Annotated in this window: 15 protein-coding genes and 1 riboswitch; all 15 genes read right to left on the reverse strand. The window is 56.0% G+C overall.

The features are described from left to right. Positions 1–12: 12 nt before the first annotated feature. Positions 13–507 (reverse strand): molybdopterin-guanine dinucleotide biosynthesis protein B, encoded by a 495-nt coding sequence (gene mobB, locus P8Z34_04180; protein ID MEJ2549863.1) that lies wholly within the window; start codon positions 505–507, stop codon positions 13–15. A 211-nt stretch (positions 508–718) separates the two neighbouring features. After that, the gene (locus tag P8Z34_04185) at positions 719–1,936 is read right to left on the reverse strand and encodes a molybdopterin molybdotransferase MoeA (protein ID MEJ2549864.1); all 1,218 of its coding nucleotides are present in this window, start codon (positions 1,934–1,936) and stop codon (positions 719–721) included. Then, complete coding sequence (mobB, locus tag P8Z34_04190; GenBank protein MEJ2549865.1) at positions 1,933–2,481, reverse strand: molybdopterin-guanine dinucleotide biosynthesis protein B; 549 nt, start codon at positions 2,479–2,481, stop codon at positions 1,933–1,935. Before mobB (P8Z34_04190) ends, P8Z34_04185 begins: the two co-directional genes overlap by 4 nt. 10 nt (positions 2,482–2,491) lie before the next feature. Further along, positions 2,492–3,184 (reverse strand): energy-coupling factor transporter transmembrane component T, encoded by a 693-nt coding sequence (locus P8Z34_04195; protein ID MEJ2549866.1) that lies wholly within the window; start codon positions 3,182–3,184, stop codon positions 2,492–2,494. Between the two features lie 35 nt (positions 3,185–3,219). Further along, positions 3,220–3,663, reverse strand: coding sequence for a molybdopterin-dependent oxidoreductase (locus P8Z34_04200; protein MEJ2549867.1), 444 nt, complete (start codon positions 3,661–3,663; stop codon positions 3,220–3,222). A gap of 19 nt (positions 3,664–3,682) precedes the next feature. Then, positions 3,683–4,294, reverse strand: a complete 612-nt coding sequence (locus P8Z34_04205) for a hypothetical protein (GenBank protein MEJ2549868.1) — start codon at positions 4,292–4,294, stop codon at positions 3,683–3,685. Between the two features lie 132 nt (positions 4,295–4,426). Beyond that, positions 4,427–5,875 (reverse strand): energy-coupling factor transporter ATPase, encoded by a 1,449-nt coding sequence (locus tag P8Z34_04210; GenBank protein ID MEJ2549869.1) that lies wholly within the window; start codon positions 5,873–5,875, stop codon positions 4,427–4,429. Positions 5,876–5,975: 100 nt separating this feature from the next. After that, positions 5,976–6,175, reverse strand: a riboswitch (molybdenum cofactor riboswitch). A 137-nt stretch (positions 6,176–6,312) separates the two neighbouring features. Further along, complete coding sequence (locus tag P8Z34_04215) at positions 6,313–7,482, reverse strand: radical SAM protein (protein ID MEJ2549870.1); 1,170 nt, start codon at positions 7,480–7,482, stop codon at positions 6,313–6,315. A gap of 180 nt (positions 7,483–7,662) precedes the next feature. Beyond that, positions 7,663–8,841: a 4Fe-4S binding protein gene (locus P8Z34_04220; GenBank protein MEJ2549871.1), complete on the reverse strand. Its 1,179-nt coding sequence runs from the start codon at positions 8,839–8,841 to the stop codon at positions 7,663–7,665. Further along, positions 8,816–9,541, reverse strand: a complete 726-nt coding sequence (locus tag P8Z34_04225) for a molecular chaperone TorD family protein (GenBank protein MEJ2549872.1) — start codon at positions 9,539–9,541, stop codon at positions 8,816–8,818. Before P8Z34_04225 ends, P8Z34_04220 begins: the two co-directional genes overlap by 26 nt. Before the next feature lie 168 nt (positions 9,542–9,709). After that, entirely contained in the window at positions 9,710–10,630 is a 921-nt protein-coding gene (locus tag P8Z34_04230) for a dimethyl sulfoxide reductase anchor subunit (GenBank protein ID MEJ2549873.1), read from the reverse strand. A gap of 1 nt (position 10,631) precedes the next feature. After that, positions 10,632–11,255 carry a dimethylsulfoxide reductase subunit B gene (gene dmsB / locus P8Z34_04235; GenBank protein ID MEJ2549874.1) on the reverse strand — a complete coding sequence of 208 codons (624 nt, stop codon included), beginning with the start codon at positions 11,253–11,255 and terminating at the stop codon, positions 10,632–10,634. 3 nt (positions 11,256–11,258) lie between these two features. After that, positions 11,259–13,883, reverse strand: a complete 2,625-nt coding sequence (locus P8Z34_04240) for a molybdopterin-dependent oxidoreductase (protein MEJ2549875.1) — start codon at positions 13,881–13,883, stop codon at positions 11,259–11,261. A gap of 862 nt (positions 13,884–14,745) precedes the next feature. Next, positions 14,746–15,141 carry a class II SORL domain-containing protein gene (locus P8Z34_04245; GenBank protein ID MEJ2549876.1) on the reverse strand — a complete coding sequence of 132 codons (396 nt, stop codon included), beginning with the start codon at positions 15,139–15,141 and terminating at the stop codon, positions 14,746–14,748. A 75-nt stretch (positions 15,142–15,216) separates the two neighbouring features. Further along, a complete protein-coding gene (locus tag P8Z34_04250; protein MEJ2549877.1) occupies positions 15,217–17,448 on the reverse strand; it encodes a cation-translocating P-type ATPase in 2,232 nt (743 codons plus the stop codon). Positions 17,449–17,556 lie beyond the last annotated feature (108 nt).

Raw genomic sequence — 17,556 nt, forward strand, 5'->3', positions numbered from 1 at the left:
GCCCCTTACTGCTCACTGGATCAACCGCTCCTCGATCAGGTCTGCGACACCTGCGAAATCGTCCAAATCGAAAACGGGTATGGCAAGCGACAACTTACGATCGGTTGCCAGTGCGAACAGCTCTTCCGGAGAGCAAAACATCGCGGAATTCATCTCTTCCCGCATCACCTCGATTCGGTTCACCCCCTCCAACCGGTAGCCGTCCGTCAGCACGACATCGACCTCGCCGAAGCCTCGAACCACCTCTTCCAGCGGCAGTTCCTGCTGCAGCCTGCGGATGGTGACGATTTGATCGGGAGCGGAGATGATGACCTCATCGGCACCGCTCTGTGCGTGCAGCCAGCTATCTTTTCCCTCCCGGTCAATGCTGATACCTGGATGAACGTGGTGCTTGACCGTTCCGACCCGATATCCACGCCTCTTCAATTCACGCAGTAATCCTACGAGGAAGGTCGTTTTCCCACTACCTGGACCTCCCACGATAGATACCACAACGGGTTCTTCCATGTGCTGCCTCTCATCCCTGTTCAAGGGCACTCTACTTGGCTGCGTGTCCATCCTTGTTCCTCTCACCCGTCTACAGGACTTCAGGTGAACGCAAGCTGACGATCCGGATCGACGCGGCGTCATCTTCATAAGACTGCGGCAGCGAGTTTTCAACCAGATATGAGCCGATGATGCCGGTAGGCTTACAGGATCAAAACCTCCTGAGTGTCGATCAAGCTGCGCTTAACGGATTGGACAGGAGCTGCGCCTCACAAATCGTTCCCTGCTCCAAATATTCGCATCCTTCCGGAATCGAGACGATCGCCGTCGCAAATGCCATCATTTGAAGCCTGCTCTTCAGGTCAACCTTTTCGAATTCGAGCATTCCTTCGCTGCGTCTGAGCGTGCCGTAGACGAACTGCGTCCAATCGATCTGTCCACGGAGCTCATGCCCCAAACGGACCGGAATGGTCGGCAGGGACGGCTGCGCATGCCCACCCATCTTCAACAATCCGGGAAGAGCAAGCTGCAGAAAAGCCATCTGGTTGGAAGGCGGGCCGCCGGGCAAGCAGAAAACGGGCTTCCCATCCAGAACTCCAAATCCTACGGCCTTTCCCGGACCGATTCGCACGCGGTGGTAAACCTTTCGCCAACCCATGCGTACAAGCACTTTGACGATCAGATCGCGATCGCCCTTCCACGCACCGCCGCTGGTCAGGATTGCGTCATGCTCTGTGAACAGCGATTCCAGCGCTAAATGCAGCTGGTTCTCGTCGTCCCGTGAGACTGCCGTAGAGACCTGCATACCGTATTGGCTGCACCAGGCGGCCAACGCTACCAGATTACTGGCATAGAGTTGAGCTGCACCGAGAGACTTGCCCGGCGCGACGACTTCATCCCCCGTGGCCAGAATACCCACACGAGCGCGCGTTACAACAGGTACGCGCTGGCAACCCGCAGCAGCCAACAGCCCGATGGTCTCCGGCGCCAGGACCTCTCCGGCCTCGACCAACACCTGGCCCACATATACATCTGCTCCGCGCGGCATGATATTGCGGCCGGGTTCGGCGTCGGCCAGCGCCAGGATCTCACCCTCTTCAAGGCGAGCAAATTCCTCCGCCAGCACGGCCGTTGCACAATCCGGGATGGGAGCTCCTGTTAGAACGCGGACCGCATGCCCCGTTGTAAGCTGGCCTGCCCATGCTTCGCCAGCAGCAGCCCTGCCCAGCAGGCGCAGACGGACCGGGTTCTGCTCGGTGGCCAAATGGATATCTTCGGACCGGATAGCGAATCCATCCTTGAGAGAGACATCGATGGCGGGCGATTCGATGTCGGCACGAACAGCCTCGGCCGCAATTCTTCCAACCAGTTCAGCCAGATCGACCTCGACGGCCGGCAGTGGGCCGATGGCCGCCAGCGTCTTTCCCAATGCTTCAGAATACGAGATCAAATCGCATCCTCTCCAACCGGATCCCTGCCCATTAAAAATGTATTTACGATCCAGTCAACAAATTCGTCCATTTGCTCGAAGTCGAAAACAGGTATGGGGATATCCAGCGCAATATCGCTCACGACAGCGGACAGCTCATCCGGATCGCAGCGCAATTTCTTGCTGTGGGCGGATCGCAGCACTTCCACCTTCGGCCATATTTCCCAATGATAGCCTTCGGCAAGAATCACGTTCATCTCGGGCATTCGCCGGACCAGCTCGATCAGCGGCGGATCTCCCCTGACTCTTTTCACTGAACCGATCTTTCCCGGGGAAGCAATAATGACATGCTCACTTCCCGCTTGGGCATAACGCCAGGAATCTTTCCCAGGGATATCAAACTCGAAGTCGGAGTGAGCGTGATGCTTGATCGTTCCGACACGATATCCGCGTCCCTGCAGCCGTGGAATCGTCTCTTCAATCAACGTCGTCTTGCCAGATCGTGAACTACCCACAAAACAAATCACTTGCGGCCATTCCGGATTATCTTTTAGATCCGTTTTCATCGCTTCATTCTCATTTAAACAACACAAGCATGACGATCGTCACGAGACTTGTCACGACCATGGGCAGGTCGAATCGTCCTTTCCTGACCGGCAGACTACGCGTCCGCTCTGGCGAGAACGCGCGCGCTTCGGCCACCAGTGTGATTTCGTCCGCCCGCCGCAGCGCATTGGCGAAAACCGTCACCATCAAGAGCCGTATCGCACGCAGCCTCAACCGGCGGATTCCGCCGCGCATCTGCAGCGTGTGCCAGGCATTACGAAACGACTGCATCAGGGAAGGCAGCAAATTGACGGCCACACCCATCGAGAAACCTAACCCTTTCAACCCTATCCGCTCCAGCAACCCGGCAACCTCGCTTATCTCGACCGAGGCGGTGAACCACATCACGGCTGCCAGCATGATTCCAGCCCGCATGGCCATGGCCAGGCCAGTTTGCAGGCCCTCATTGGAGTACGCGATTCCGGCCAGTGTGGCGTCCACCTCCCCATTCCAGAGCGTATTCGGCAGGATCAGGACTGCGAGGAAGATCAACCAACGCCAACGCAGTAGCCGCTTCATGGCGGGTTTGAATTCGGCCAGGCCCACCATCAGCAGGATGACCAGAACAACCGCCAGGCCCACGCTCGTTAGCTTGATCGAAGCGAGAACCAGGCTGATGAACACGGCCAGACGGCCGAAGGTTCCGATTAGCGGTTGAGGCATCGCCTCAGACCACGTTTTTCCGTCCTCGTATGTACTCACGGATTGACGTGCAGCTCGGAAAGCATGCGAACGTTCATCTTGCCTTCCTGATCGGGCAGCACCATGCGGAAGGTTCCATCGTCGGCCGTGAGCGGACCACCTGCCTGTCCGTACGCCACCAGGGTATTCTCAAGCATCGCCAGATCGCGATCGTAATTAATGCTGTAGCCATCCGACGCAACCGCCTGGACGGCACTCACCGCAGACGGATCATACCCAGCCTGCTCGAGCAGAGTCTTGAGTGTAACTCCGGTGTATTCCACCCCATTGAACGAAGCCGTGGCAGCAGGCATGGCCTGCAGCTGTTCCACCGTGTAACTCTTTTGCGGCTGATCACCGCTAATGGTCAGCTCTGTCGCGGCCGGAACCGAAGTACTGCTGCATGCAGCGAGAAGAAAGACCAGTAGAAATACGGGGACGAAACGCTTGCCGACTGACATTGAAGCACCTCCTATTTTGTTATCTAACGTTATTAACTTCTGGTATGCTGCGGCGGAGGCGGCCCTGGAGGGCTCGGGCGATCTCCCACGCCGTCCAACCTGCCAGAAATCCCGTCACCAGATGTAGTAGAGCATAAAGTCCGACAACCACCCAGGCAGCCGTCATGGATAAACCAAAGATCTGCAGGCTGCGCTCCACGAGCAGCTCCCAGACGAAAACCATCCCCTGCCCGGCCATCAACCCCTGTGAGAAAAATGGATGGACCAGAGTGTAGAGAACGCTTAGCGATCCTGCTGCGAGGAAGCTTACGCGGCTGGGCCGTCCAAACAGCGTAAGCACGAGCTCGGCCATGAGGGCTTCCATCAGAATGGCGATCATCGGCCAGATCACAATTCCTCCCAGGCTCAGCATCTTCAACAGTGCTGCAATCACGCCCAGAAAGAACGTCGACCCGACACGCGGCACGTAGTAACGTCCCACCAGCACGACCATCAGTCCAATCGCGCTCAGCAGCATGCCCGTCATCGGCAGATTTAGTGTGTGAAAGAGGGATCCCAGGCTGATCTCGACGCCCCCCCAAAGCGCACCGAAAATTCCAAGTAATACCAGTTCGCGGGTTGTGAAGCGCATTTTCATATTCCTTTCTTTAGCCGGATTGCATCGATAGGCGTCCGCGCAAGGGATTGATAAGTCCGCCGCACGCTCCCTTTGCGGGAAAAGAAATGTTGCCTCCAGTATTTGACCTCTTCCTCGACGCCGTACCTAGTCATGCTGCCTCCGTCTCAGGCGGCCATCAAGCCGGATCCGGCCTTGCTCCAGAAAGATGACCCGCCGTGCGTATCGATAGACCACCTTGTAGTCGTGGGTAATCAGCAGAACCGTCGTTCCCAGAGAATTGAGAGACTTCATAAAATCCATGAGTTGTTCCATGTGAGCCCAATCCTGGCCGAGCGTTGGCTCATCCAGGATGACCAGCTTCGGGCGAAGCGCAAGGCATGCCGCCAACGCCGTGCGCTGCTGCTGCCCGGCCGAGAGTTTGCAGGGCTGCCGCTCGCGCAGTTCGAGCAGATCCATCTCCTCCAGAGTTTGCAAGTGAATATCGGCCCGGAATTTGCCGAAGTTCAGGGGACCTAATGCGACCTCGTCCTCGACGCGGTCCGTCAGCAACTGGTCGCTCGGATTCTGGAAAAGCAGCGCCACATCGAGCCCGCCTCGAGGCGAGCGGCCATCCTGGAAGATAACGCTGCCGGCTCTGGGTTTAAGTAAACCTGATGCGACGAGCCCGAGCGTCGACTTGCCGGCGCCGTTATCGCCGACCAGCGCGACAAACTCACCCGGATAGAGCTTGATGTCGATATCCTGCAGGATCTCGCCCGTATCGTATCCGGCGTGAACCTTATGCATGGCGAGCAGAGGAGCACGTCCATTGGGAATTGGACCATTTGGCTCGAGAAGCTTCTCCCATCCGACAGGCGGCTCCCTGGTCGGTCGCCGCAAGCCAAGCAGGCGCAGCATGCGGCGGTCGGATAAGACCTGCGACGGTATTCCGTCAGCGATGATGTGCCCGCGATCAAGAATGACGGCGCGATCGGCAATACGCAACGCTTCGGCCAGTCTGTGCTCAATAAGCACGATGGTCAGCCCCCATTCCTGTCGGATCCTCTCCAACGTGGCGATCAGCATTTTTGTCCCGGGCACGTCGAGCGAAGCAGTGGGCTCGTCGAGGATCAGAACGGAAGGACGCATCGCCAGCGCACAGGCTATTGCCAGACGCTGCTTCTGGCCGCCTGAGAGATGGGCTGGTTTGAAGGCGTGCATCCCATCTAATCCGACGGTTTCAAGCGCCCAGTCCACGCGCTTCCGCACCTCAGATTCAGGCAGCCCGAGGTTGCGCGGTCCGAACGCCACCTCGTCATCGACCCGCAGGTGTAAGAGCTGGCTGCTCGGATTTTGGAAGACGATCCCGATTTTACATGCGAGTTCCGCAATTGAGCTGGAAGCGACTTCAACGCCCTCCACCCGAACCACTCCGCTCATTCTGGCCGGGAGAGCATGCGGAATGAGGCCGGTGAGTACATGCGCCAGCGTGCTCTTCCCACAGCCGGTCGGCCCGGTGACCAGCAAACACTGTCCGCCGGGTATCTTCAAGCTGACATCCTCCAGGGCCGGGCTTTTGTCATACTCTACGGTCAGGTTTTCGATTTCGATCATCAACATTCATCACTTGCTTCTACGATGGGCCGGCGCCAACCCACCCTCGGTCTATCCGTCCGTATAAAACAAACTCACCAGATGAGAGCCTGGCGAGTTCTTCGTTCCTGTCCAGTCTCTCCTTTCCAAGTCCACCCTGCCTCGCAGGGCTTCGGGAGGCCTGCCTGTTTCCAAGGCTGACCTTTTCCCCAAGGCCTGGGCGATCAACGCCCGGTTTCAGGGACCTCGTCTTGATCGAGGTTCGCCCGCAGCTTCATGCCGAATTGGTTTAGAGGCTGCGGATCGGAGATTCAATTGGATATCTATGCGCTATTTCGTGTGTTTTCAAACCTCCAACAGCGGATCACATTCGTCAATTTGTGAAATTACTCGTGTTGTCGATTCCGATCCTCTCACCCCGCGAGTGGATCACCGTGACGAGAAATAATTCGGGACAATCAGAGATCCTTTTCTGAATCAAACTGGTCGGGATAGGTAAGGTCCACGCGCAACTCTCGCAGATATTCCCCGTCTTCCCGCGGTTCCATGACCGATGTGCAAATTGCAAGTTCGACAGCCAGGCCATCCAACAAAGGAATATCGCGAACGTGGAACTCCAGATACGAGAGATCGGTATCGAGATGGTGATCATGTACACCTCCATCATGAAGCCGATCGAGCACGCCAGAAATATCATCTCCGAACACTTTTGCTGTTTTAAAGAAGAAATCCTTTCCCGAGAATTCAGCAAGAGCGGGTGTAGGGGCATGGAAATCCTGCTGGTACACCTGCCCGGTATGTTTGTTCTCAAGCGAGCAGTAATGAATACCAATGGTCAAATTTTGCTTAAGTGCAAATTCGAGCAGCTGCAGGCATTCTTCTTCACTCCCGGCGATCGGAAGCCCCCCTGCATACCAGTAGTTGTACAACACACGGTAGGGAGGGTTCTTGATACGGTATCCCTTCTCATGGAAGGTCCTGGCATTATTGAAGGGAAAGCAGAATTCCAACAGGTTGATGCTCGAAATCCCAATCCGTTCCAGTTCCAGCAGAATCTCCTTCATGCGCTCCAGCGTGCCGGGAAGCACCGGCATCTCGACCATCACGGAGGGAATATATTCCATCGCCTGCGCGATCTGATGGAGCGTGTGATTTTGATCCTCGAGCCTCTCGTGCAGCCGGATGCTGTAGCGGATCTCATCCAAACCGGCATCACGCAGCGCGCATAAAGTCTCATCGTTCGTGAGATCTCCCGCCGTATAAAGCCTGATATGAGCTTCCGGGAATCGCTTCCGGGCACTTTGGAAAAACGCTATCGCCTGCTCTGCATGAAGCAGCGGCTCGCCACCCGTTAAAGCGATGCAATCGAGCCTCTGGTCTCGTTCCGAAATGGCATCCAGTTCCTGAATGCAATCCCGCGTGTTGGCGGTGTAGTAGTCGTACTGCTCCTGATTCGGGTTGAAGCAGTAGAAGCAGTTACGACTGCACTGCAGCGAGAGGAAGAACGTCGCTGTGCCGACACCCGTCCGGCAAGCGACACATGCCGGCGAGATTCGGTTCAGGTAGATGCTCTTGCCATCATTGCGAACTGTCGCGCCGCTCGCAGCAAGATACTCGCGGGTCAACATCTGAGCCCGTGGATCCTGCGCGTCCTCCATCTCGACACCGGCCTTTTCGACCTGGTTTTTGAAGTCATCGAAAATATCGAGGTAAATGCCTGCATACGCCGTGAAGGCCGGGTTCTTGATGTTTTGGACAGTCTTTCGATTGACAGGTATCAGCATCGTTTTTTTCCGAATTCAGCCCGCTCAAGGTTTATTGTAAGGAAAAGGAGACTGCCGCATCCCGTAAGGATTCTCCCGGTGCGATTTACAAAGCATGCACAGGTTATCCCGAGTCTCCGCGACAATCGGCGTCCCGCATCTCACACAGCGTCTAATGTACTCCTGGCATATCACATTTCCGGAATCGTTGAAAAAGACGTAAGACAGGTCAGGATCAAGCGCAATATCTATGGCATTAACCGGACAAATTCGTGCGCAGAGTTCACACCCGATACACATTTGAGGCTTGAATATGAAGCGGAACTCCTTTTCATTTCGCTCCCGATAAATGAGCGCCTCCGTCGGGCAAGTACGTGAACAGTTGCCACAAGCGGTGCATTCTTCTGAAATCGAAAGCCGGAAGAAACCCCGGGCCTTGATCGTTGACGGGTTATCGGTCGAATTCGATCTATAGAGACGGCCGAGGGCATCCACGATTCTCTTCCGGTCAGGGTTCAGGTGCCGCCCTGATGCGGTTTCCTTTCCCACCTCGCCGTTCCCCGGCAGTCTGCCAAGTAGTGTGGAAAGCCGGAAGATTTCACGGCGGGTGAGAGGAGGATTCTCCGCGTCCCATACTGCTCTCGTCGGCCCCACTCTCCCTTCGGGATCGTACAGCGCTGAGAGCACGTCAGCTTGATTCCACTGATCCAGAATCGATTTTATCGATTCCAGGCGCTCTTCGATCACGGGCTGAAGCGCGCGGAGTTCACAATCCTTGCAGTGGTCGAGCCGCAGGATGACTGCTTTCAAACCCGAGGTGCCGAGCTGCAGCAGCCCCCCAACCCCAAATGCTGCCAGGCAGCCCCGGATGGAAATGCCGACTTCGCTCCCTTGCGGACCCGTTTCGGGTTTGGGATGATGCTCGCAAAGGACGTCGATAGAATGACCTGATGCGCGAGCAGCGCACTTCATCAACGGGGTGACGACGTCGTGAGCTTGGATTGCGCCCGTTGGACAGACCGGCAAGCAGGCTCGGCACATCAGACACGCTTCTAACTCGATTCCCGGCGGGTTCTGATTTCCGATTGCGCGCGCCGGGCAAACATCGCGGCAAGCCTGACAGTGCGATAATTGATTTAGACCGCGGAGGCAGCGCGCCGGATCAATTGCAATCGGAGAACTTCCGAACGTGTCTAGCTTAACAAGTTCCGATAGTAATTCCATCGAATCCCGTTCCTGTAGGTTGGGCACCGTAAAGCAGTTCCAACTCGGTCAAAACACCCCGCAGCAAGAACGCCGTCCCGTGATAGAAGTCCGTACGGGCGTGGAGCACCATGAGGTCGCACCAATCTGGGGCCCAGCGGAGTACGTGAGCCGAAAGGAAATCGCGCTGGGCTGTCATGAGCTCCTCATATCGCTCCCAATCTTCAGCGTGACAGGCCTCCAGAGCCAAGGAGGCAAGATGCGCAAGAAAAGAGAGTTCCAGGGCGATGTGATCATCCGGCTCCCGACCTTGTTTCTCTGCTGCCAGTCCGAACCTGCGATACCAGGCTCTTACTTCCAAGGTTTCTTTTTGAAACAGCATCCGGTCTTCGTTGAAATACACCGATTCCCATGGCGGCGTCGTAAATTCATTTCCCCCAACTAGCAGCTGAGTGTAGTCAATTCGAAGATCCAGCAACCGATCTTCGTTTTCCGCCGATCGCATTTCATCCGACCAGCGTGCGAGCTGCTGCAGCCCGGTGACGACATCAGGCTGATTCATAGCGAATGGTGCTTCGTTGAAGAGTCCTGGTTCGCTTAGTTCTGCTATCCAGTCAGGTTCCGGTTCTGTGTAGAGGATTTTGCTGATCAATCGGAGAATGAGAATTTCACCCGTCAGGTTCGTTTCCCATTCGGTTTGCCGATAATCCGGTTGACTCATTTTTTCACCTCTTCAGGTCTGGAAGACTGCAATCCAACGCCGGTTTTTAAATTGCGCCGCCTGGATAAAAGAATGATCTCATCTCATTCATAATCCGGGCGGCGAACTCGGAGCAGTACAGAGGCTGCTCGATTAAAAAGCTGCCATTTTGTCCGCTCCTGCTCCGAGTTAAGGCAGACCGATGCGAACCCTGGTTGCATAGAACAGAAACCGGCTCAAGATTTCCGAGAGCAGCACGATCGAAAAACCGCCAATCGTCAGTGTCGCTAAACGCGTCTGCCAGACACGCCTTCCGGCGGAGCGGTAGAGCAACGTTCCCAGGACACCTGCGCCGACGAAAACCAACAGCAAACGCAGCAGCAGAATCACGCCGTAGCTGGTGAGAAGTTCTTTCAAACTGCTTCCGGACGCCGCCGCTGCATTCCCGATCTCCGCCAGGTACACCGGTAGGGCTACAAATTCCACCCCGACCAGGACAACTGCCAGGATTCCATACACGCCGAGGACTTCACTCAGCATTGTTCCACGTTCTCCCTCTTCAACATCTGCGCCACGCTGGAGTACGCGGTGGCGTATGACCAAACCCGTTCCTGCGAGGAAGATGCCAAGCAGGAAGGCAGCCGTGAAGAACGAGATCATCGTTTCAACGTGATCCCATGCAGGTTCCGTGGGAATCATGTAGACACGCGACATCGAGTAGATCATCGATAGGCCGAGCAGGCCGGCAATCACAGCCAGCACATTTCGCAGGCCGGAGGAACCCTTGCGCGCCCATTGCAACAGACTGTAGATGGAACCGAACACGAAGAACGCCGAGGTGAAGGTGATCTCCCTGCTGAGCCATGAAGAACCGAAATTGGAAACTGCACGATAGGCACGTAGTGGTGACCCCAGGTGGAGGAATGAAATCAGCATCCCCAAGCCGAGAATCCCCATGATGGCGACTCCGAGCAAATCCGTAAGACGGCTCGTTTCGTCTTTCATCCGGCGGACGAGGAACGCCCGGGTAATCTGAAGCACGACGAACCCGCCTGCCGCCATCTGCGCCAGCAGTGTAAAACTTATCAATGCCCATTCACGTGGATTCATCTTAAAACTCCTCCGCTAGATCTATAATCTTTCCGACCTTGCTTCCGGTTTCTTGGGATGCCCGGTACGGAGTGAGTACGAAAGAAGGGCTGGTAAACTTCGCGTCCGGCAGAGGCGCCATTTCGTCCAGATTGCCGTATTTCGCCCGGAGATCGCTCAACTCGCCGAAATCCAGCGCCCGCGTGACACACGCGTCAACGCAAGCCGGATTTTCGCCTACCGCAAGCAGATCTTCACAGAACGTACACTTCGTCATCACGCCCAGATCCGACCGGTAAGCCGGGGCAGCATACGGACAAGCCCATTCACAATAGCGGCACCCCAGGCAGATGTCATCGTTGACCAGTACGATGCCATCATCACGCTTGGTCATCGCTCCTGAAGGACAGACATCCACACAGATCGGATTCTGGCAGTGCATGCATGAGGTGGACAATGCATAAGTGAAGATCCCGTTCGGGACCATGACGTTATCCTGCATGACCCAGTCCCCGCCGCCGTATTCGATCACCCTGCGCCAGATAACGTTTCCCGGCAGGTCGTTCTTGTCCTGACAGGCTATCTGGCAGGCTTTGCAGTCGATACAACTGTTGGCATCAAAGTAAAAAGCATATTGCTTGGCCATTGATCATGCCTCCTTGATCGGCACCCGGTGCGGCCAGGTGTAATCCGCTTCCAATGCTGGTCCGTGCCACTTCTCCACCCGCACTATGGTTGTATTCCATGGTTCTTCACCCTGCCCGGTCGGATGCGTACCGCAAAGAGAATTGGTCGCTCCCGCCTTATCCACACCCAGTGCATCGTCATACTCGACCCATGCACCTTCACCCAGGATCACAACGCCTGGGGTCGTCCGTGTGGTTACGATGAGCGGGCGGATGACCGTGCCGTGCGGGCTGGAGATCTGAACCGTATCGCCATGTGCGATACCCAGCTCCTCGGCGTCGATCGGGTTCATCCACAGGCCCTGCGGAAACGCCTTTCTCAATTGGGTGATGTTATCGAAGACCGAGTGGCTGCGGCGCATGTAGTGCAGCGTCACCATCTGGAACGGATATTCGCCTTTGACTCTTTTATCCCAGTCTTCGAACGTCGCCTGATAGCCCTCGATCGGGGGGTTGTATTGAGCGATGGGCGGAAGGGTGCTGAAGCCGTAGGCCGCAATCTTGTCCGACAATGCCTGACAGTAGATTTCAAGCTTACCGCTTGCCGTGGACAACGGATTGGCCTCAGGATCCTCGCGGAAGGCAATTCCGGGGGTGAAGGTATAGCTGTCACCGGGGCTGCGTTCAACCTGATAGAGACCCTTTTCCTTGAACTCACTCAGGGTGATACGACCCTGTTGAGGGTCTCCTTCGACACCCATGGCTTGGATATCCTCAGCCGTGATCGTCACGAGCGGTTCATAACCCGAACCATCCTTTTTGATGACACTGGCACCTGCCAACTGATTGAACGTCTGCTGTTGGGGTGTGATCGAGTAGATTTCATCCGGATCCAATCCCATTCGCTTGGCAAGCTCACGCTCAAACCAGTAGCCGCAATCCTTTGCCTCATACAAGGGAGGAATGACCTGACTATAGAAGAAAAGTATCTCGGGGTTTCCCGTCAGGAAGCCCCCGGCTTCATCTTCCCAGGGAGTCGTATCGGGCAGAACGACATCGGCATACTTGGAGCGAGTCGACAGCACGATATCAGATGAGACAACGAACTCTACGCTTCGATAGGCTTCGATGCCTTTATTAATGCCAGCCACCTGGTTCAACGCATTTCCGCCGCTGCTGGGTGTCACGGTCCATATCATACGGACATCGCATGGAATCTTCCCGCGCACGGTAGCCGTGAATTCCTTATTCAAAATCGCATCCCACATCTCTTCGTAAGCACACGCATAGAAATCCGTATCTTCGGGGTAACCGAAGGCGTAACCGCTTCCACCGCGTGGAAAGAGAGGATTACCGAGCGATTTCAAACCCGATCCTCCGGGCTTGACCAATGATGAACCCCCGTAACTGGCCGAGCTGTGATAGTTGTTACATACTGCGGCACCGTCAAGACCGACATTTCCGGTCATCCAGCCAACCGTTAGGAAAGCCTGAACAAATTGCTGTCCTTTTTGGGTTCTAGCGGGAGCGGCGCCCCCGATAAAGATCGCTGGTTTCGTCCGTGCGAACTCCTCAGCGAACTGGCGGATGGTGCGCGGATGCGTGCCGCTGATTTCCGAAGCCCACTCCGGCGTTTTCGGTACACCGTCGTAGGTGCCGAGGACGTAATCCTTGAAGTTCTCTTTCGGATCCGCCCCCTCGGGCATGTGTTGGGCATCAAACCCAACCGCGTATTTGTCGAGGAAATCCTGATCCTGGAGATTGTTATCAATCATGTGGTAGGCCATCCCGAGCAGCAGGGCTGCATCGGTGCCCGGCCGGACCGGGATCCATTCATCGGCAAGGACCTGCACGCTGTTGCTGTGCAGCGGACCGACGAAGACGAATTTCGCACCCGCGTTTCGCGCTTGCAGGTAGTTGTAGGTCGGATCACCGGCGCTGCTCCAGGCTGGATCGGAACCCCACAAGACAATCAAACTTGCCTTGCGATAAGTCATCCGATCAGGTGCTGATAAATTCAGATTTCCGGCCATCAGCGCGCTGGGTTGAGGCCAGGCTCCCGCCGAGCTTACCCCCCAACTCTGCATCGCCCCACCAAGAGCATTCAGGACTCGGGATGGTGCCAGACGGGGAGTGAGTATCGATTTGTTCCCATAGGTATCGATGATCCGCTTGGTTTCGCTGGCGATGATGTCCAGGGCTTCATCCCATGAGATGCGCACCCAGTCATCCACCCCGCGCAATTCTTTATTCCCCCCACCGGGCGACCAATGCGCGCGCTTCATCGGGTACTTCAATCGATCGACCCCCAGCACTTGATGCCGCTGGGACCGGCCGCGTGCACATCCCCGCTGCTGTGGGTAGTCAGGCGAATCCGGATGTGTGTCGTCGGTTTTCTGGCGGACGACCACGCCATCCTGCACCAGCGCGTAATTGGCGCACCGGCCGCCGCAGTTGTGCCAGCAGGCTGCAAAAACCCACTTGCCCGACTCAGCCGCGGCTTCGGCCGAGTCGATGGGGTCGAAGCCGAAGGTAAGCTGGCTGGCCAAGGCAGCCGTGCCGCCGACCGCCGCACTCCATTTCAGGAACGCACGCCGGTCTAATGGATTTGAATCATGTTCCGCTTCAGGACTATGCTTTTCATTCATAGAATTACCCTCCAATCCGGCTATCGGGATGGCGAATTGACCTGGAAATTAGTCTCAATTCCCTGCTTCATTGTTCCGATGTTCACAATATATATCCTCACCTCATGCTGGGGCTTTAATGAGCAATTATGTCTGCCTTAAGTCGCTTTTAACCTTGGACATAGTTTATTGAATTTATCCATAATCCCATGGGCAAGTATTTTCGTAAGTTGAAAGAAAAATGAAAAAAAGACAGCAGGGCCGGGACTTCCCCTGAACCTGCGGGGTGTTAGGGTGTTGTTAAACAAAAAAGGGCCTCCACGCCGGAGGCTCTCTCAGGTAACTGGACCTGGGTTCGCCCGTCCTGGTGTTCTTACAGGGAAGCAAGAACCTTCAGGTTGTGAGTTCGAATCCGAAGATATTGATCCAGCATCGTAAGGCCGGGATTCCAGAGGTATTTTTCCTGAGATTTGATTGTGTCATCCTCAGCAAGCACTTGTTCCGACCGTCCTACGCTCAGCGTGTCAATACGGCAAACTCGCTTGATAAACAATCCGGGACCCTCACAACTCGTACCTTGATCCGGACCCGTTCAACCCGGGAGTTGAATCTGCGCATGATCGCCTCATTGATTTTCAACGGGAAACGTCGCCAAAGGTTTTTCTCAGGCAGCTGCGTCGTTCTTCCGCCGCCAGGACGGGTGGCACCTCACGATCGCAACGACAAAGGACATGCCAGACGAAACCAACGGACCGTTAGGATTGGCCGCAATCGAGCCGGAATCATCGCAGCGGGAATGCGATCATCTCGCCCTTGGATCCGCCGCGATGTCGTCGTAGACCAACCTGTATGAGATTGAACCGCGAGCGAGGTAATGTGGATTCTAGCTTACATCCAACGACTTGCTGCTCTCCCACAGTCCGTGGATATTGCACATGGCCAGCGCATAAAGCGTCCCAGGGACACTGACCTTCATCGACGTGGATGCCTCGTGGTGGGTGTACACGGGACCTTCATTCGGCCCGGCAGTAGATTCGCCGTGTGCCAGGAATTCAAAATGGCCAACCTGATGGCTGAAAGGCTTTCCTTCAGGGTGAAAAAAGAGACTGATCCAGCTGATGTGATGTTCGGTCGTGTTGGGATGGGAGATCTCCTTCCCCAACGTGACCTTTACCTGGAAAAGCTCTCCGGCCTTCACCTGATCGGGCGCCTCGATGACCGGCGCGTGCTTCTCCTTTTTCCAATCTGCACTCTGAATGCGTTCGTGTAATGCTTCCATCGTCCTTACCTCCTGAATTTTTACTTTCGTCGAATACTACTCACTCTCTTCGTTTCGGATTGCACGTTCATCCTATTAGCGTCGCAGCCGCAGTGAGTTACTCACGACCAACAGACTGCTGGTGGCCATGGCTGCCGCTGCGATCACGGGGCTGATGATGCCAGTTACGGCGAGCGGTACTGCCAGCAAGTTGTAGGCGAAAGCCCAACCGAGATTCTCTTTAATGATGCGTCTGGTCCGCCGAGAAACCCCGATGAACCATGGGATCAGGGTCAGATCGTCCCGGGTCATCACGATGTCCGAGGTTTCACCGGCGACATCGGTTCCACCGGATGCGGTGATGCTCAAATCGGCTTGTGCTAAAGCCGGAGCGTCGTTGACGCCATCGCCGGCCATGGCGACCCACTCACCCTTTTCTTGCCAATCCCTGATCCGAGCAGCCTTTTCTTCGGGCGGGCAATTGCCTTCGTAGGTTTCCACACCCAACTCTTCCGAAATGGCGGCGGTTGTTTTGGGATGGTCGCCGGAGAGCATGCTCGTCTTGATCCCTTCGTCGCGCAGGACTCGCAGCATCTCCTTGGCCGTTGGACGAGGCTCATCGCGCAGGGAAATGAAACCGGATACATCATCGCCCCATCCCACCCAGATTACGATTTCGCCGCGTTCCGCCCTGCGGTTCGCCTCATCCACCAACGCTGCATTTATTTCCGCATCAAACATCCTTTGGGAACCCGCCATTACCCTTTTTGGGGAACCGTTCAACACGGTCGCACTTACCCCAAGTCCGCGCGATATCTGGAATCCCTGTGCGGTCGGAACTGCGAGTTTGTTGGCGGAAACGATCGCTCGCGCCAGCGGATGTTCCGAAAACTGCTCCACCGCGGCCGCGCACCGGAGTAATTCCTCCCGATCGACCCGATGATCCTCTCCCACGTGCACCGATACCACCTCCATCTTGCCCTGGGTCAGTGTACCGGTTTTATCGAACACGATCCTGTCGATTTGGGCTGCGGTTTCCAGGGCCGCAGCTTTACGGACGATGATTCCCTGTCGGGTGGTATGTCCAAGCGTAACCGTGATGGCCAGTGGAGTCGCCAGGCCCAGGGCGCAGGGACAGGCAACCACGAGGACGGCCACCGCAGCCAGGATGGCTTCTGAGCCGGCACGGCCGTTTAAATGCCAGCCGATCCCGGTAAGCAGCGCAATGGTGATGATGGCGTAGGCAAAGATGGTGGAAGCCCGATCAGCCAGGCGCTGGATGGGAGGTTTGGAAGACAGAGTCTCTTCCACCATGCGGGTGATTTGAGCCAAACGCGAGGCGCCTGGCGGGTTAACCACACTCACGGTCAGTGTTGAATCCGTTAATATGGTGCCTGCAAATACCTGCTCGCCTTCGGATTTTTCCACGGGTGCTGATTCTCCGGACAACATCGACTCGTCCAAAGTCGCGGCGCCTTGTGTGATCTCGCCATCGGCCGGGACGCGTTGGCCGGGCTTGATGCGGATGAAATCCCCCTTTTGTAGTTTTGAAGCCGCCACTTCGATCCAACCGTCCTCCGATTTCCGCAGCGCCGTATCCGGCTGCATCGTCAGAAGAGTGCGGATGTCTTTGCGAGCCTGGCTGCCTCCCAACAACTCAAGGTATCGCCCGATCATGATGAAGGTGATGATCATAGCCACGGAATCGAAATAGGCTTCTCCCCTTCCGGAGAGCGAAATGTAAACCGAGTAAAAATAAGCCGAGAGTGTACCGAGAGCTACAAGAGTGTCCATTGTGGCGGTGCGTGCGCGTAAGGCTCGCCAGGCGCCCTTCAGGATGGAATTTCCCCCAAAAAAGAGCACCGGGGTTGCCAGGGCCCAGGTGACATACTGGATGTTGCGCACGACCGGTGAAGAGAAATCGCCTCGGCTGTACAACGGGTAGAGTTGGACCAGGTAGAGGACCATCACCTGCATACTGAAGACGACCGCGCTGATGAGTTGGAGCTGCATCCGGTCTTGCTGCTTCTGACCAACGATCTGGGCCTCCTTGCTGAACCGGCGTGCTTTGTAACCCAGTCCATCCAAGGATCGAAGCAGGGCATCCACATCGACTTGATCCGGATCGTACTCGATGCGCCCTCGCTCGGCGGCAAAGCTGACGTCTGCGGACATCACCCCCGGCTTCCTGCGCATCACTTCTTCGGCTGCGGCCGCACAACCCGCACACCACATTCCTCCAACGTGAAAATGAGCGGTTTCACCGGATCTAAAGGGATTTTGAATTTTCGGTTTCGTTATTTTCTTGGGGATTACTTCCTCGAGCATACCACTCTCATAGGCCAGCCCGTATACCCGTGCACAGCCCGAACAGCAAAAGCGATGTTCTTCACCACCAATGTCCCGTTCAACAGGTTTGCCCTCAATGGGCAAACT

The organism is Anaerolineales bacterium (assembly GCA_037382465.1).
Lineage (GTDB): Bacteria > Chloroflexota > Anaerolineae > Anaerolineales > E44-bin32 > WVZH01.

Excerpts from the sequence above, each read along its gene's own strand:
- mobB (MEJ2549865.1), bottom strand. The coding sequence starts at position 2,481 with ATGAAAACGGATCTAAAAGATAATCCGGAATGGCCGCAAGTGATTTGT.
- P8Z34_04225 (MEJ2549872.1), bottom strand. The coding sequence starts at position 9,541 with ATGAGTCAACCGGATTATCGGCAAACCGAATGGGAAACGAACCTGACG.
- P8Z34_04230 (MEJ2549873.1), bottom strand. The coding sequence starts at position 10,630 with ATGAATCCACGTGAATGGGCATTGATAAGTTTTACACTGCTGGCGCAG.
- P8Z34_04210 (MEJ2549869.1), bottom strand. The coding sequence starts at position 5,875 with ATGATCGAAATCGAAAACCTGACCGTAGAGTATGACAAAAGCCCGGCC.
- P8Z34_04195 (MEJ2549866.1), bottom strand. The coding sequence starts at position 3,184 with ATGCCTCAACCGCTAATCGGAACCTTCGGCCGTCTGGCCGTGTTCATC.
- P8Z34_04220 (MEJ2549871.1), bottom strand. The coding sequence starts at position 8,841 with ATGGAATTACTATCGGAACTTGTTAAGCTAGACACGTTCGGAAGTTCT.
- mobB (MEJ2549863.1), bottom strand. The coding sequence starts at position 507 with ATGGAAGAACCCGTTGTGGTATCTATCGTGGGAGGTCCAGGTAGTGGG.
- P8Z34_04240 (MEJ2549875.1), bottom strand. The coding sequence starts at position 13,883 with ATGAATGAAAAGCATAGTCCTGAAGCGGAACATGATTCAAATCCATTA.
- dmsB (MEJ2549874.1), bottom strand. The coding sequence starts at position 11,255 with ATGGCCAAGCAATATGCTTTTTACTTTGATGCCAACAGTTGTATCGAC.
- P8Z34_04245 (MEJ2549876.1), bottom strand. The coding sequence starts at position 15,141 with ATGGAAGCATTACACGAACGCATTCAGAGTGCAGATTGGAAAAAGGAG.
- P8Z34_04205 (MEJ2549868.1), bottom strand. The coding sequence starts at position 4,294 with ATGCGCTTCACAACCCGCGAACTGGTATTACTTGGAATTTTCGGTGCG.
- P8Z34_04200 (MEJ2549867.1), bottom strand. The coding sequence starts at position 3,663 with ATGTCAGTCGGCAAGCGTTTCGTCCCCGTATTTCTACTGGTCTTTCTT.
- P8Z34_04215 (MEJ2549870.1), bottom strand. The coding sequence starts at position 7,482 with ATGTTGACCCGCGAGTATCTTGCTGCGAGCGGCGCGACAGTTCGCAAT.
- P8Z34_04250 (MEJ2549877.1), bottom strand. The coding sequence starts at position 17,448 with ATGCTCGAGGAAGTAATCCCCAAGAAAATAACGAAACCGAAAATTCAA.